The organism is Pectobacterium zantedeschiae, assembly GCF_004137795.1.
In the GTDB taxonomy this organism is placed as follows: domain Bacteria; phylum Pseudomonadota; class Gammaproteobacteria; order Enterobacterales; family Enterobacteriaceae; genus Pectobacterium; species Pectobacterium zantedeschiae.
The window spans coordinates 2,544,810-2,560,256 of the sequence record NZ_NWTM01000001.1 but is presented as its reverse complement, the minus strand read 5'-3'; the positions used below and the strand labels follow the sequence as shown (position 1 = coordinate 2,560,256).

Below are 15,447 nucleotides of genomic sequence, written 5' to 3'. Positions count from 1 at the left end.
TTCCCCATCAAATGTCATTCTGGTAGTGGCTACGGTGCGGTGACCGTGCCGCCTGTCGTGGATGAAGGGCTGTCTTCCTTCGTTTTCTCTTTTTCTTTCACGCCGCCTGGGTTGGGTCGTGGGTAATCATAATCAATGCGCAGAGGATGCGCGTATGCACTGTTCCATAGCTGTGTATAGAGCATGTCTACCCGCTGTGTCATCGCTGTGTTCTGAATCACCATCTCCAGATTGCGCGAGTTATCCAGATAGCCGCCGCTCCAATTGCTGGTACCGATCCAGGCTTTTTTGCCGTCGATGGTCATGATCTTACTGTGGATCACGCGAGCAAAAGGGATGAAGCCGCTGCTGGCTTGGGGTATAGACACCGTTTTTATCTGGATATTAGGGAGCAACGCCAGACTTTTCAGGTAGGCGATATTTGGCATTTTGGTGCTCCATTCGGACACCATCAGCTCTACCTGTACGCCGCGTGCGGCGGCGGTGCGGATTGCATTATCGATCACTGCATAATACGGGCGCGTGTTATCGGGGCCGTAGGAGAGTGGGGCATAATCCATCACCTGAATGCGAACCTGTTGCTGAGCTTCCGCCAGCAAGCGGGGAAGTTCTTCTTCGGAATCTATCACGCCAGCGGGATTAAACGCTTTGGGGCTGGCAACCAGATAGTTTCCCGAACGGTCAACGGCGTCTGTCGATGCGGGTAACGGCGGAACGGTTTCACCGTTGGCTAGTCGCGCCTGTGCCTGCCAGTCTTGTTCAAAAATGGCGCTAATCTGATGAACCACGCGCGGATCGTCGATCAATAACCCCGTTTCGTGAATGTGCTCCAGTGCTCGCCAGTCAAGATTCTGGCTACCCATATAAGCCTGTTTGCCATCAACCAGCAGGTATTTGGCATGCACAATCCCGCCGCTCAGGCGCTCAAAGGGAATCACACGCAGTTCCAGATTCGGGATGGTTTTGAGCTGTTCCAGCGTGTCTGGCGTGGAGATTTTTAGCCCTTTTTCTTCGAGTAGCAGGCGGATTCGCACGCCGCGCTCTCCGGCGGCACGCAGATGCTGCAAGACGCTATCGAGGCGCGTTCCTGCCTGATTAGCGACATAGAATTGGCCCAGTTCAATGGTGTGCCGGGCGTTATCAAACAGCGATGTCCACACCGCATCGCTAGGGCGTAAATCGGGAGCGGTCAGCGTGGTTTCTACCGGGGCGTCATACACTAATTCGTAGCCGGGAATGTGATAGCCGTTCGCGCTGGTGTCGGCACTGGCTGACGTACTTACAATAAACAATACGCCTCCTGTCAGCAGCGTGTTGATGCAATGTTTCCAGCGTCGCCCCGGATACGTGAAACCACCATAATTAAGCATAGCGTTTCTCCGCCATTGCTTTCTCTGTCATGGAGCTGTGTGCCACCGCAGGGCCCGCTTTCTGTTGGCGAGTATGCGGCATTCCGGCGCGAATGAGCAGGACTTTCAGCATTTCGTTGATGTGTTCCATCCGGCTTTGCAGGAAATTATTCCCCAGCAGGCAAACCAGTGCGATGGCGATCCCCAGCCCGGTCGCGTAGAGCGCGGTTCCCATTCCCGCAGAAACCTGACTCGGGTCGGAAATCCCCGCGGCGGACAGGGCCTTGAAGGTTTCGATGATTCCCATAATAGTGCCAAGTAGCCCCAGCAAGGGTGCTGCGGTAACGACGGTTTCCAGAATCCATAGCCCACGAGATAGCTGCGGTTTACTTTGCAGATATTGTGCGTCGATTAGGTCGTTAAGCGCATCGCGATTTTCTGCCTGATGTGACTGTGCCAGAACAGGTGTGACCACCGTGATGGGCAGGCTGGGGCGCTGTGTCAGCGCATTCGGCAGATCGTGAGCGTGGCGAATATCCGCCGTCAGCGCGCGATCCAGATGTTTGGCCTGCCGACGGGTATAGGAAAAATAGAGGCTTCGTTCGATGATGATCATCAGAGCGATCACCAGTGAGGCGTACATGACGTAGAAAATAATCTCGTGCAGCATATCGGCGTTCATGGCCTGATCCTTCTGTTGCCTTGTTGGGCGTGATTTGTGATTAGTGACAGCGCGGTTGCCCGCACTGTCGTATTACGTTATCGAATTAGAACGTGGCTTCCAGTGAGGCGCTGAAGGTGCGTTCTTCCCCGACGTTGTAAAACGGTGTGCCTGCCGATACGCCGTTATACGATCTTGAGTTGAAGCTCACTGAGCGCGCAGAGTCGAGATACTCTTTGTCGAACAGGTTGCTGACGCCAACGCGTAAGGTGGCACTTTTCACGATCTTCTTATCCACTGGCAGATAGACACCGGCGCTGAGATCGAAAACGGTACGTCCACCGATTTTCTCGTCATTGGTCATATCGCCGTAGAACGAGCCGACGTAGCGGCTATTCACGCCCGCGTAGTAGAGGCCGTCGTCATAGCCCAGCCCAAGGTTGAGCATATTTTTCGGCGCATTGGCGACCTGCTTGCCCGTGGTGGGGAGCTGGCTGCCGCTGGTGGCGAGATTATTTTTCTGCTCGGTATCGGTGTAGGTATAAGCGGCGAAGTAGTTGAAGTTATGAGGCAGCTTGCCGCTCCACTCCAGCTCCAGCCCTTTGTTTTCTACTTTTCCGGCATTGATCATTTCGTAATCACCGTTGGCGTCACGGCTGGAGATCTGGCGATCGGTAAAGCGGATAAAGAACAATGAGGCACTCAGCAGCATATCTTCATTCTGGAAGCGCCAGCCGAGTTCCTGATTCCAGCTCAACTCAGGTTTGGTATTGATTGAGTCGCCAACGTTGTACAAGACGTAGTTGGGTGGAGTACGCATGTTGCGCGTGATGTTATAGAACACCTGATTTTCGGTATTGATGCGGTAGGCCGCGTTAAAGCTGGGCAGGAACTCGTGGTACTTCTTGTTCTTTTTCTCTGCGACGCTATACAAGCTGCCGAGGTTAGTCCCGTCACGTTCTACGTGCTGATAGGCCAGACCGCCAGTGAACGTCCATTCCGGTGAGAAGAACCAGGTGTTCTGTACCCAGATTTTATGAGCGGGTGTGACGGTAAACTGATTACGGCCCTGAACCACTTTCCCGTTCGCGTCGGTGATCTGATCCGCATCGCCAGGTTTGCCGGAGATGTTAGCTGGGGTGCCGTCGCTCTTAATCGGAATAAACGGCTGCGTTTGGCGCTGACGTGCACGCTCGAACCAGTAGCCGATATCCAGACTATGCTCGTCGTTAAGATCCCATTTCAGCTTGGTGGTGATACCCGGTCGCCAGGTTTCCGTCCACGACGGGCGGTAGTAGGTATTGGAGGTTAGGTTACTGAGATCGTAGTTACCCGCGCGGTCTGACGTTGCGGATAACACGCTGGCGCTTCCGCTACCGTGGCTGCCGCCGTTCGTCGAGAAATAATAGGGTTGTAAGGTCAGCGCCAGATTATCGCGTAGCTGCAATTTCTGGGTGAACGTGACATTCAGCGTTTCGAAGTTATTGCGGTTAATTTTGTAGTATTGAGAAATCTGTCCACGGTTGTTGTAAACCGGCGTCGTGGCGTAATCCATCTTACGCCCGTTTTGCTCGAACTGCCGTTTGCTCAACGTCGAATAGTTGATGGCATCTTGCTGATTGTATTTCACAATCAGGCTGCTGCTGTGGCCATTTTCATGTTCATACAGGCCGTTCCATTCGACTTTATCGGCACGGGAATACCCTGCGCCACGCCATTTGTCGGAGTCGGTGTATGAGTAGGAGAGCCAACTGCTGAAGCCGTTGTGTTTACCGGTTTCCAAACGAGCAAAGGTCTTGCTGAGGTTGTTGCTGCCGAACGTCTGCTTAACGAAGCCGCCAAACTCTTTCGCCGGACGGTGGGAAACCAGCCCGATGTTGCCGCCGCTGGCGCCGATGTGCGGGCCGTCCATTTCTGATGAGCCTTGGGTGACGAAAATCTGCTCCAGGTTTTCCGGGTCTCCCATGCCGTTCGGGTACACGGCGTAGTCGCCGGAGTCATTGACGGGAATGCCATCTGATGACAGGCCGACCTGATCCGCACTCATGCCGCGCATGGTATAGCTGACGCCGCTCAAGCCGCTGGCGTCATTGCTGCTGACGTTCAGGCCTGCGGTGTATTTCAGTTTATCAATGGCGTTGCCTGCTGCGGGCATTTTATCCAGCGCGTCTTTTGTCACGGTTGAGCGCGATTTGGCGCTATCTTCCTGAACCATTAATCCTGCGCCGAGCGGTTGTCCCTGTACGTTGATGGTGCCGACATTTGTCGCCTCCTCCGCCAGCGCAGATCCTGCCAATAATGCGCCGACGACGGACAAACATACCCCAGAAAGTTTGAACGGTTTCATTTAATTATCCTAGTATTATCAGTAATGTATTGTTGACATTGTTTTGCTGATTCACTCTCTTGCTCAGGTGCGAAACGCTACTGCGCCTGATAATCGAACGTGGCTAAAAAGCGTTTTGTGCTTTGTCCTGCAAAGGCGTCGGCAGGGAAGGCCCGAACCTGTTTGATGCTCTGTAAGCTGGCTTGCGCCGCTCGGTTTAGCAGCATGCTGGGCGCTTTGCTGTTGATCCCTGAATTGATGACTCGCCCTGTACGATCGACTTCCAGCCAGACCTCAACGCGACCTTCGGGACGTTCAAGCGATGCCTGTCGCCCGGTTGGGTAGCGTTTGGTTTGTTCAAGCTGCGCACGCAGTGCCTGCGCATAGCTATTTTCCAGCGCGGCGACATTCACCGACGGTGCAGATGGCACCGCATTTGTAGCCGGTGCCGGGCGCTTGGCCGGTGCTTCCGTGCGTGGTGCAGTTTGTTTAGCCGGAGCGGGTGTCGGTTTCGGTTTGGTTTCGGCCTTGGGCTTAACCTCCGGTTTAGGCTTCGGCTTCACTTCCGGTTTAGGGGGAATAACCGGCGGTGTTTCTATAATCGGATCTGGCTCATCAACTGGAATCGGCTCGGGTTCCGGCTGTGGCACAGGTTCCGGTTCTGGGATCGGTTCGGACTGGGGAACCGGCTCCGGTTCAGCTAGCATGATCGCCATGACCGTTTCGTCGTATTGCTGCTTAACTTTCAGCGGCGGTTGTTGACTGGCGAAGAACAGGCAGGTGGCAAAGACCGGCAACGGCAACCAACTGATGGCGTGGCGTGAGCGATAGAGCAGATACATGTCACGATTTCCGGGTTGCGATAGAAATGGACGAGAAGCCCCCCTGACGCAGGGTATCCATGACGGCGACCAGACGCTCAACCTCGACGCTTTTATCGCTGTTGATAATGATGGTGGTTTGCTGGTCTTGCTGCTGCTGTTGCAGCGTATTGATGAGATCGCCCAGTGCCATCGGCTGCCCGTCCAGCTCAAGACGATCTTGTGCACCCAGCGTAATGATCGCTTTTTTCTGCGGCTTGAGTTGCTGTGCGCTGCCTGCGGCGGGGAGCTGTGTTTTCAGGCCTAGTGCTGGAATAACGTTCATGCTGATCAGGACAAAGAAGACCAACAGGAACATCATCACATCGATCATGGGAACCAAATCGATGTGGGCTTTTTGCTTTTTAGGTTCGTTCCAGTTTCTCATTACTCAATTCCCTACAGGCGCGAATGTCTGAATATCGGCGTCGGGCAATTCGCGTGGCGCCGAAACAAAGCAGCCAATATAGGTAGGGTTTGTTTAATTTTTTTTACATTTATGTGATTAATTTTTCATGTTGATACGTTTTGATGGTAATTTTTTGTCAAAAAATAAGTTTTTTTGATGTTTTTACATCATTTATAACAGCGGCGAGTGAATCCCAGAGAAGGGAAAAGTACATCTGGCTGGTGAGAGCAGCGGAAAATGCATAGCCAGTGAAGCCACTGGCTGGGTCGTTATCGTGTGGAGGGGGCGTTATCCTTTGGCTGGGGAGTTATCCCTTTTCCGCGTGGTTTCCTGAAGGCGAAAAAGAGTTGCAGCGTATTGCATAGCACCAGAAAAGCGGTGACGACGAACACCCAGCGGAATCCCATCAGGGCGGAAACGCCAGAACCCATCAGTGGTCCCAGTACGTTGCCCAGATACATGAATGACTGGTTATAGCCGAAGATGCGGCCCGTCACCTGCTGGCTGCTGTATTTGACTAATAGCGCCTGTACGGTTGGCATCAGTGCGCCATCGGCAAAGCCCAGCATAAAGCGGAGGACACCGAGTTGGGTGGGGCTTTGTACTACTGCCATAACCAGGAACAGCAACACGCTGATTGCCAGTGCGGCGATCAGGACGCGATGCGCACCGATACGGTCGCCTAAGCGACCAAGGCGTGGTGCAGATAGCAGGGCGGAAACGCCGGGAATAGCCGCAATCACGCCGCTGATAAAGGCTATGTTGTCTGTGCCGGGGGACAGATCGCGGATGAACAGCGTCAGGATAGGGCTGATGGAGCCGTTTGCCATCTGGATCATCATCGTCGTAATAAACAGACAGATGATCAGTGCCGGATAGGGCAGGGAAGCAAAGACGGCTTTCCCGCTTAGCCTATTTTCTTTGGTGACCTTAACGACGCTCTCTTTAATCGCGAAAAGCGTAATCAGGAAACTGGTAAACAGCATACCGCCGGTGATGAAAAAGACGATGCGTAGCCCGATATAATCGGCCATAAAGCCGCCGAATAAGGGGCCAAGGATGACGCCGGCAATCTGCCCGGTCGATAACATACCGAGTGCCCAGCCGCTTTTTTCACGCGGAACCTGCGAAGCGATCAGCGCCATCGCGTTGGGAATGTAGCCGGAGGTCAGCCCCATTAATGCGCGCAGAATGAACAGGTGCCATACGTTGGTTGCCAACCCTTGCAACGACATCACGATTGCCATGCCGAGTGCGGCGCGCAGCAGCATAAGTTTGCGGCCTTTACGGTCAGCGAGGCTTCCCCACAGTGGCGCCACGATGGCTGAGATCAGAAAAGATGAACTGAAGATCAAGCCGGACCACAGGCTCAGCGACTCGTGCGAGCTAACACCAAGCTGTTCGATGTACAGCGGCAGGAAGGGCAATATCTGGCTCATGGCCAGCCCGGTGAAAAAGCATCCCAGCCAGGCAGAGAAGAGGTTAAGTTTCCAGGTTTCCATGGGGGTCGGAACGAGCCTTCATCAGCGAATAACCAATGGCGAAACTGTGGTGACTGCGCGTGAGAAAGTGTGCTACTGGCAGTGAATAGCGCTCAATTAATAACGTGCAGTGACTAAAATTTCGTCTTTCATCATGAGCATAGCATAGCTCGTGGCGTATTGGTCACTGAGGGTAATGATTCGCAACAAAAGAAAATCAGCGCGTGGAGGGGATAGCGTCGGTGAATTTGTTTTTGTGACTTGCATCACAAAAAAATGGCTTTTGCTCAATAGGGGTTGTACAATCCACCACCATAAGGCAGCTCACTGCCAGTAAGACAAGAACAACTCCATCGCGTCATGAGAATAACGAGCTAAGTAAAACCAAGGTGAAAAAAGTGCGTAATTTCTTTAAAAAAATGCTGGCGGCTTACCTGAATACTTATAAAGACGTGCCGCCTGGCGCACTGTTCTAAGAATCTGTGCTATGCATCGCATAAAACAGGCCGCCTTATTGGCGGCCTGTTTATTGATGGGGCCGACTTATTTTGAGAACCAACCTAACGTGGTTCTGAGCCAGTTCCCCTTTTTGTGGTGATATTATTTCGTGCTATAGACCGGAACGGCCGTCACTTCTGGCACGGCTTCGGTCAGGTAAGCACCGGCTGCACTGCTTTTGACTTCATTTTCATCAATAAAGCCATAGAACACACCCTGTGACGCGGAAGCACCGCGAATTTCCGCATCCCCGCGCATCTGCGCATTGCCTGATAGCACAATGCCGCGTTCATAAGCTCCTGGCCCCATGAAGACCGTATGCAGTCGTGCATTGTCGCGCACGATAGTATTGCCCTGCATGACCGTCAGGCCACTGACAACGGCACGTCCTTCCACTGTTCCGCTCAGAATCGTTGCATGATCTTCAATTCTGGCGTTATCCCTCACCGTACCACCGATGACGCGAGCATAAGGCCCGACGTATGCGGTAGGTGCGACATTCGCGGAGTTAGATACCCAGCCGCCGCCGTTTGGATGGCGAGAACCATTAGCGGTTGGATTCGGGGCCCCAGGTTGGCTGCCTTCCGGCCAGACGCCAGTGAAATCAGCCATCCACGGGTAGCGGTAAAGGGAGTAGTAAGCCTGATCCCACTTGATCTTCTGCATTTGCGATGGTGTGCCCATTACCACCATGTAAATGCCACTATCGTCCTGACGGATAGTGAAGTTCTTCACCGTAGCGGATGCGCCGCGCTGCAATTCGCTGTAGCGTGAAACGCCGTCGGAACCGATAGCGACAATACCCCAACGCCAGTCGGAATTTGGCTGTGGCATCGTTGCCGGATCGTTTTTCAGCCCAGGGAAGCGGGTAATGGCCGATTTGCTTTGCACCATGCCACGGAATTTAACGGTGATTTTCGTTGCACCGCTTTCTGGGATCAGACGGACGATGTTGTAGCCTAACTGTTGCGGAGCCTGATCGAACGGTACGGAGAAGCGTCGAAGGCTAGCGCTGGCACCGACAACGGGCTCAAGCGCAGTGGTTCTCAGCAAACGGTCGGCGTTATTCTGGTTGGGTTGAACCGCACCATAACCGCCGTAGGTTGAACGGTAAAAGCGACCACGATCGAAGCCATCTGGATCGATGTAATCCCAGTTGACGTTGTGCATCGCCCAGTCACCGAAGACATCGTTGAATTCAGACTGGCTCCAGCCCATGTTGCTACGCAGAACGGATAGCGGATCGGCAGTAGACTGGCCGCTTTCGCCTCCTTTCGGCGCTTTTGACCACATATCGTTGATGACACTATAGCCAAAGCGGTTCTTCAGATATTCCATAAACTGCCAGTTGCAGTAACGGTTACGTGTTGAACCCAAATAAATATGTGAATAGTTGACCTGCATTTCCGAACAGTGTGCTGACGTACCGCGGAATTCATCCATCTGGTGCGTCATCCAGTTCGCGTGGGATTCCCAAATCCAGCCAACGTAGTTTTCTCCGCCTGCGCCCTGGAAGCCGCCAGTTTGTCCTTGCAGCGCATGGGTAAATTCGTGTGCCAGTCCCCAGTTATCCTTGAGTGAGGCTGGGCCGATCCACATTCCCATGCTGCCACCACCTGCAATACCTCCACTGAGCCCAAAAGTGGGATCGATGTGAATATTGGCCTTATATTTCACCGTTTGTTTGCAGTAAGGCTCTGGATACTGAATTTGGTTAATGAACTTATCCCAAATTTGTTCCAGTTTTTGCCCCGCAGCAACCGCATCATTACGGTTCACGTCGTTATTATTCCAGCGGAAGGCAAAGTGCTCTGTCTGGTATTTCACGGAAGGCATATCGGTAATTGAATTATCCACCTGCCAACTGCCTGCGACACAAGCCTCAGCGGCGTTTGCCGTATTGACCATTAATGCGCCACTTAAAACGAGTAGGCAGTTTAGGGGCGTGAGAAGTGTTTTTATTTTTGGCATAAATCCTTTTCCTAGCATGAATATTGCTAATCAGCCTTATTATTTCACGAGAAGGAATTCCTCGTTGATATATAAGACTCCATCCCAAGGCCATCATGGCCTATATCCATCATACTTCCAACTGCCTGTACGTTACCGCTGCATGCAGTTGGAATTATTCAGGAGCTATTTTGCTTAAGTAAAAATATATCGACCTCTGTAGAAAGAGGTCGATTGGATTATAGATTAATTTTATCTTGTTACCTATTTCATTTTAAGTTTTGGTTATGTTCTGGTTTCCTAAAATAACGTTATTATTGGCGTAGTGCTTTATTAACCAATAAAGAAGACTGGCAGCCAGTAACGAATTAAACGCTGGCACGCCCCATTCAATGACTAATCCGACGATGGCCCCAGCAAGGCTGGCAATAATAGCAGGCCAGCCAATCAGCGGCGTTTGTGCGATATCGGGTAATTGGCCTTCGGCACGGCTGGAATCGAGCAACGTTCTGTGAGTGCGCAAAATATAATAATCAACCAGCATCACGCCGATAATCGGTGGGAACAACACGCCCAATAGCGTCAGAAAATCGATGAAACGATCCAGAATACCGGCGACAGATAGCGCGGTGCCGATGAGGCCAATTACCAGCGTAATCGAGACATAGCGTAATTTTTTCCCTGTGACGCCCTCTATGGCATTGGCGATTCCCAAAGAGGACGAATAAAGGTTGATATCGTTCACTCTCAATGTCGAAAAAATAACGGCAATCAGACCGATGCCGCCAGCTGCCTGGGACATGATCGTCACGACATCTGCGGTATTGAGCGCACGGGCAATAATGATGGCGAGGCCATTCACAATAAATTCCCCGACAATAATCGACAGCATCGTCATCCAGAACACGTGTTTCCCTTTTTGGGAATAGCGCGTCATATCTGGCGTGATTAAGCTGGCGACGATACAGCCTCCTACCACCATCGTCGCACCTGCGCTAATGGAAATAGCCTCGCCGTTAGGCGCAGAAGCGATCAGTTCAACAATATTGTGACCGGAGAGCGTCATGATCGAAATATAGCCAACAACGATCACAAACATTGGCACGGCGATTTTGGCGGTGAAGCGTAATGCTCTGAAACCAAAGGCAACCAGCAGCGTCAGCGCAATACCGGACAGGGCGGCGGACCAGCCAAAGCCGAGTTTATCTGCCATTGCGAAGTTGAGCGCTTTAGCGAATACGGCATTCTGGACGCCGAACCAGCCGATGAGGCTAACGGCGATAACCAGCCCAATCAGGACGGAACCAATACGGCCAAAGCCGCACCAGCGAGCAAGCAGGCTGCCCGACATACCTTCTTTCATCCCCGCGTAGCCAAGCCCCACGGTCACCACGCCAAAAATGGCGCTGCCAATAAAGATGGCAAGAAATGCCTGACTTAGCGTCATTGAGTGACCGAGCACTGCCCCTAACATAAACTGGTCTAGCGCGGTCAACATGCCAATATGCACTAATGCCACGTTTAAGAAAGGCAACCGGACATTCAGCGGAACGCGGCTGACGGGATAATCATCTATTTTTTCCATGTAGATATGTTCTCTTATATAAATTGAATGCCTTTCTCGATGAGAGAGTTAGGAATATAACCATCGATTCCCATATGGCGACAAAATTCCTCAAATTGAGGTAGCGAGTGCGCCTCTGCCTTTTGATACATGTTATATATTCTATTCTCGATTGTTTTTGGTGATACGTTCATTTTCCTTGCAATTTCTTTATTTGATAAACGCTGTAATATCAGAAAGATAATGTCTAATTCTGACTGAGTGAATATACTGGTTGTTAGCTCAGTTTGTAATGTGGTCGGCTTCTTTTGGTCTATATATATAAGCGGAGACCGTGTATCCAGAGGCCTGGCATTCCACATGGTCCCAATGCAAAGCTTATTTGCATCAAAAATGGGGATTTTTTCGCTGACGAAGGGGGTCAGCGTTTTCTTTCCATACCAATAGTGAGTTTCTATTACAGTTACGCGCTGTTCACTATTTTCTGTCAGCCTGTCATGCTCTTTTAAATCGTCGGAAAGTTCCGCCCAACTGGCAGGAAATTCATCATCAAGTCGCCCTTCAATATCAAAACTCATCGGTGTGTTGGTATAAAGGTAAGCGGCTTTATTCATGTAAACATGGCGTGATGATAAGTCTTTAATACCCCATGGTTCATTTAAACAATCCATCATAATAATCAGATTGCGAATATAATCAGTCATGTTTGTTTGTGATGATGGCATCCTGCCCTCCTTAATTGGCCGGGATTAAATCAACGGATTAATTTAGCTAAATAATGCCGAGTATGTTTGTGCGCATATCCTGGTAGATTACCATATTCTTTGTATCCTAGTTTTTCGTAGAATCCCTTGGCCTGGAATTCGAATGTATCTACGTAGGCCATATGACAATCGCGTTTTAAGGCTTCTTTTTCAGCCGTTTGCATGAGTTGTCGACCAAGACCGCTTTTACGATACTTCTCACTAACCCAAAGATATTGAACCTCCAATGCACCCCACCAGGTTCTGGAGATTAATCCTGCGATAATATTATTGTCATCATCTTTGAAATTTAAAAAGAGAGGGGAAATATCAACAGCATCATACTGCGCGTTGTGTTTCCAGAGACTCGCTATTACAAACTCTTCTTCATTTGCTTCTGGTGTGTCAGTAACATTCAGATTCATTACAATAAAACCTCATTATTAGCATGCTAAATTATACTTCTAATATGGATATTTCTTTATCATATTAAATATGTTTATGCAAGGGTGGATTTCACTCGTTATTAGATTGCTCTGTTGCTCTATGCTAAGAAACATAATCTGATATTTATTGATTATATGTTGATAAAAATCAGAAATTAAGCACGTATTTGCCTCGCCAGGGAAAATACCAGATTATTGATAATAAAAATGTATGCTGTATCGAAAAATATGTTTTTTATGAGTAAGTTACTCTTCTTGTCTTTCCATTGACCGACTTATTTCTCAGCCCGGTTTATACCAGCGAAATGCACCTCGTTTCGCTGGTATCCCTCTTTCGTTCATTCCCTCTGCCTGCGTATGTTGCAATCCATGTAAAAAGGCGGCACCACAGTGACTAACGAGTCGATAAAACCCTGCTCAGTTGGGCTGGTCAATACGTCACTGTGTCAGGACGGATTCTAGTTTGTCGCGCCATCCGAATGAGTATTTCTGGATAGAAGGTATTTTCCGTAAGACGATTATCGATTTAGGTTTGCCGTGAGAGATTGAACCGGTACTGAAATCACTCAGGCAGGCTTCACATTGCCGCTGTCTCATTCTCAGGCTGACCGGGCTCTATAAATTCCTCGTATGTTCTTTTTGCAACAATGCCTTGTTAACGACATGGTGATTTCTTCTTTTCTATCTAACTGTATTTTAAGTGAATTAACCATTTCATTGAAATGACAATAATAATGCGTATAGTTATCATTTGCTTTTTTGTGCGGATATTGACAAGAAACGTATCAGCATCTCGCCAAAATCATCTTTAGTTAACCGAGGATATACCATGTCTTTTGGAGTTACTCGCGCCGGAAAAACGCGCGTTTGTGATTCTTCGCTGGCCGGAGCAAAACCATTCGGAGTCTCTCTTCTCGCCCTGTTGATTTCCGCCTCTTTCCTGCCTGCTCAGGCTGTTGCCGAAGAAACCCCTGCTTCAGGTGATACGCTTGTCGTCAGCGCTAACGCCAATGCTAATGCAGAGGACAGCGATCCGCAGGATTACAGTGTGAAAGTCACTAACGCCGGAACGAAGATGACGCTGACGCCGCGTGATATCCCGCAGTCGGTGAGTGTTATCAGCAAGCAGCGTATCGAAGATCAGAACCTGCAAACGATTGGCGAGGTGATGACGAATACGACGGGGTTGTCCTCTAAAACTATTGATTCTGAACGCATGACGTATTTCGCTCGCGGTTTTCTTATCAATAACTATCTGTTCGACGATATTCCGACAGTGGTTGACGATATCTGGAACTTTGGAGACTCCGCTTCGGATACAGCAATCTATGACCGTATCGAAGTGGTGCGTGGCGCGACCGGGCTGATGACAGGAACGGGTAATCCTTCTGCGGCGGTGAATATGGTGCGTAAGCATGCGGATAGCCGCGAGTTCAAAGGCTCGGTGTCTGGCAGCTACGGCTCGTGGGATAAACAACGGATGGTGACCGACCTGTCTGCACCGCTGACGGAGTCCGGTAATGTGCGCGGGCGCGTAGTTGCTGGCTATCAGGATAACGACACCTGGCTCGATCGTTATCACAGTCGTAAAAAATTCCTCTACGGTGTGATCGACGCCGATGTAACAGATTCCACCACGTTATCGCTTGGCTATGACTACCAGGATAATCACAATACTAACTCAACGTGGGGAGGCTTGCCGACATGGTACAGTGATGGCAGCCGTGTTCGTTTTGATCGCAGCCTTAATTCTGCACCTAACTGGAGCTATACCGATACAACGTCGAAAAAGGTGTTTGCCGGTTTGACCCAGCGTTTTGATAGTGGTTGGCAGGTGCGGATGAACGGCACGCATGACGAGACGAATTTTGATTCGAAACAGATGTATGCCAACGGTTTCCCAGACAAAAACACAGGGGTATTGGTGGATCCTTATTATCCTACCTATAACACTGTGGCCGTTGGGGCCTATGGTGGCTGGAACAGAGGGAAGCGTAAAGTCGATTCAGTCGATACTTTTGCGACTGGTCCCTTTGAGCTGTTAGGTCGCCAGCATGAATTGGTGGTAGGAGCGAGTTATAGTAAACAAAGTAATGACTACAATAACTCTTATCCGCTAGATACGCTCACTTCTACGGCTGTCGGTAACTATTTCAACTGGAATGGTAACCTTGCCGATCCTACATGGAGTGCTTGGCAGCCTTACGAAAATTCTACGACACGCCAGAAATCAGTCTACACCTCTGCACGCTTTTCGTTAGCCGATCCGTTGCACCTGATCGTCGGTGCACGTTATACCGACTGGAGTGTGACGGGGTCTTCGGATAGTGATAGTAGAAACCGTATTACACCGTATGCAGGACTGGTGTATGACATCAACGATACCTGGTCGACGTATGCCAGCTATACCGATATATTCCAGCCAAATAACAAGCGTGATATCAACAAAACCTACTTGCAGCCGACCACGGGCAGAAACTATGAAACGGGTCTGAAAGGAGATTGGTATAACAGTCGCCTGACTGCGTCTGTTTCTGTTTTTCGTATTGAACAGGATCACGTGGCCCAGACGGATAGTAGTCGTTTTGCAGGATCGAACGAGACAATTTATTACGCTGTTGACGGTGTCGTCAGCAAAGGGATCGAATTTGAAGTCAATGGCGCGGTGACGGATAACCTGCAAATGACGTTTGGCGGCTCACGCTATGTGGTTGATGATAAAGATGGCAAATCGGTCAATCCAGAATTGCCGCGTACGTCGTTCAAGCTGTTTACCCGCTACCAGTTACCAACATTGCCAGAGTTAACCGTCGGCGGTGGAGTGAACTGGCAAAATGGCATCTGGCAGGAAGGTTCCGGCCCACAAAACACAACGTTACGTGCCGAACAAGGCAGCTACGCGCTGGTTAACCTATTTAGCCGCTATCAGGTCACTAAACAGCTGGCGGTACAGGCAAATATTAATAACCTGTTTGATAAAGAGTATTACGACTACCTTGCGCCTTATGCTGTGTATGGAACGCCGCGCAGTGTCTCAATGACGGTCAACTACAATTTCTAAGTTGATGGTTGAGCTGATGAATAAGTGTCGGTTCAAAGCGTAGGCACAACATCACTGGTATTGTAATGCTGCGTCCTTACTCACCATATCGGTGAGTAA

At 50.2% G+C, this 15,447-nt stretch carries 12 protein-coding genes; 2 read left to right on the top strand and 10 right to left on the bottom strand.

Annotated features, from left to right (window positions below):
- Window positions 1–29: 29 nt before the first annotated feature.
- The 6 genes from CLR69_RS11575 to CLR69_RS11550 all read right to left on the bottom strand — a co-directional run bounded on the left by CLR69_RS11575 (window position 30) and on the right by CLR69_RS11550 (window position 7,107).
- Window positions 30–1,370, bottom strand: coding sequence for a phospholipase D-like domain-containing protein (locus CLR69_RS11575; RefSeq protein WP_129712694.1), 1,341 nt, complete (start codon window positions 1,368–1,370; stop codon window positions 30–32).
- Window positions 1,363–2,031, bottom strand: coding sequence for a MotA/TolQ/ExbB proton channel family protein (locus tag CLR69_RS11570; protein ID WP_129712693.1), 669 nt, complete (start codon window positions 2,029–2,031; stop codon window positions 1,363–1,365). Before CLR69_RS11570 ends, CLR69_RS11575 begins: the two co-directional genes overlap by 8 nt.
- A gap of 85 nt (window positions 2,032–2,116) precedes the next feature.
- On the bottom strand, window positions 2,117–4,357 hold the full coding sequence (locus CLR69_RS11565; RefSeq protein WP_129712692.1) for a TonB-dependent receptor family protein: 2,241 nt from the start codon (window positions 4,355–4,357) through the stop codon (window positions 2,117–2,119).
- Window positions 4,358–4,434: 77 nt separating this feature from the next.
- Window positions 4,435–5,178 (bottom strand): energy transducer TonB, encoded by a 744-nt coding sequence (locus tag CLR69_RS11560; RefSeq protein ID WP_129712691.1) that lies wholly within the window; start codon window positions 5,176–5,178, stop codon window positions 4,435–4,437.
- Between the two features lies 1 nt (window position 5,179).
- A complete protein-coding gene (locus CLR69_RS11555) occupies window positions 5,180–5,584 on the bottom strand; it encodes an ExbD/TolR family protein (RefSeq protein WP_129703019.1) in 405 nt (134 codons plus the stop codon).
- A 290-nt stretch (window positions 5,585–5,874) separates the two neighbouring features.
- Complete coding sequence (locus tag CLR69_RS11550; protein WP_129712690.1) at window positions 5,875–7,107, bottom strand: multidrug efflux MFS transporter; 1,233 nt, start codon at window positions 7,105–7,107, stop codon at window positions 5,875–5,877.
- A 368-nt stretch (window positions 7,108–7,475) separates the two neighbouring features.
- On the opposite strand from CLR69_RS11550, the gene azuC reads away from it, so the two are divergent.
- Complete coding sequence (gene azuC, locus CLR69_RS23410) at window positions 7,476–7,562, top strand: stress response protein AzuC (RefSeq protein WP_085996941.1); 87 nt, start codon at window positions 7,476–7,478, stop codon at window positions 7,560–7,562.
- A gap of 124 nt (window positions 7,563–7,686) precedes the next feature.
- On the opposite strand, the gene CLR69_RS11540 is transcribed toward azuC, so the two are convergent.
- The 4 genes from CLR69_RS11540 to CLR69_RS11525 form a co-directional block, all read right to left on the bottom strand.
- The gene (locus tag CLR69_RS11540; protein WP_129712689.1) at window positions 7,687–9,555 is read right to left on the bottom strand and encodes an Svx/AvrXca family virulence/avirulence protein; all 1,869 of its coding nucleotides are present in this window, start codon (window positions 9,553–9,555) and stop codon (window positions 7,687–7,689) included.
- A gap of 253 nt (window positions 9,556–9,808) precedes the next feature.
- Window positions 9,809–11,119 carry a purine-cytosine permease family protein gene (locus CLR69_RS11535; RefSeq protein WP_129703021.1) on the bottom strand — a complete coding sequence of 437 codons (1,311 nt, stop codon included), beginning with the start codon at window positions 11,117–11,119 and terminating at the stop codon, window positions 9,809–9,811.
- A gap of 14 nt (window positions 11,120–11,133) precedes the next feature.
- Entirely contained in the window at window positions 11,134–11,823 is a 690-nt protein-coding gene (locus CLR69_RS11530) for a helix-turn-helix transcriptional regulator (RefSeq protein ID WP_129712688.1), read from the bottom strand.
- A gap of 29 nt (window positions 11,824–11,852) precedes the next feature.
- A complete protein-coding gene (locus CLR69_RS11525; protein ID WP_129712687.1) occupies window positions 11,853–12,266 on the bottom strand; it encodes a GNAT family N-acetyltransferase in 414 nt (137 codons plus the stop codon).
- Window positions 12,267–13,116: 850 nt separating this feature from the next.
- Between CLR69_RS11525 and fhuE the strand changes: the two genes are divergently transcribed.
- Window positions 13,117–15,348 (top strand): ferric-rhodotorulic acid/ferric-coprogen receptor FhuE, encoded by a 2,232-nt coding sequence (gene fhuE / locus CLR69_RS11520; protein ID WP_129712686.1) that lies wholly within the window; start codon window positions 13,117–13,119, stop codon window positions 15,346–15,348.
- Window positions 15,349–15,447 lie beyond the last annotated feature (99 nt).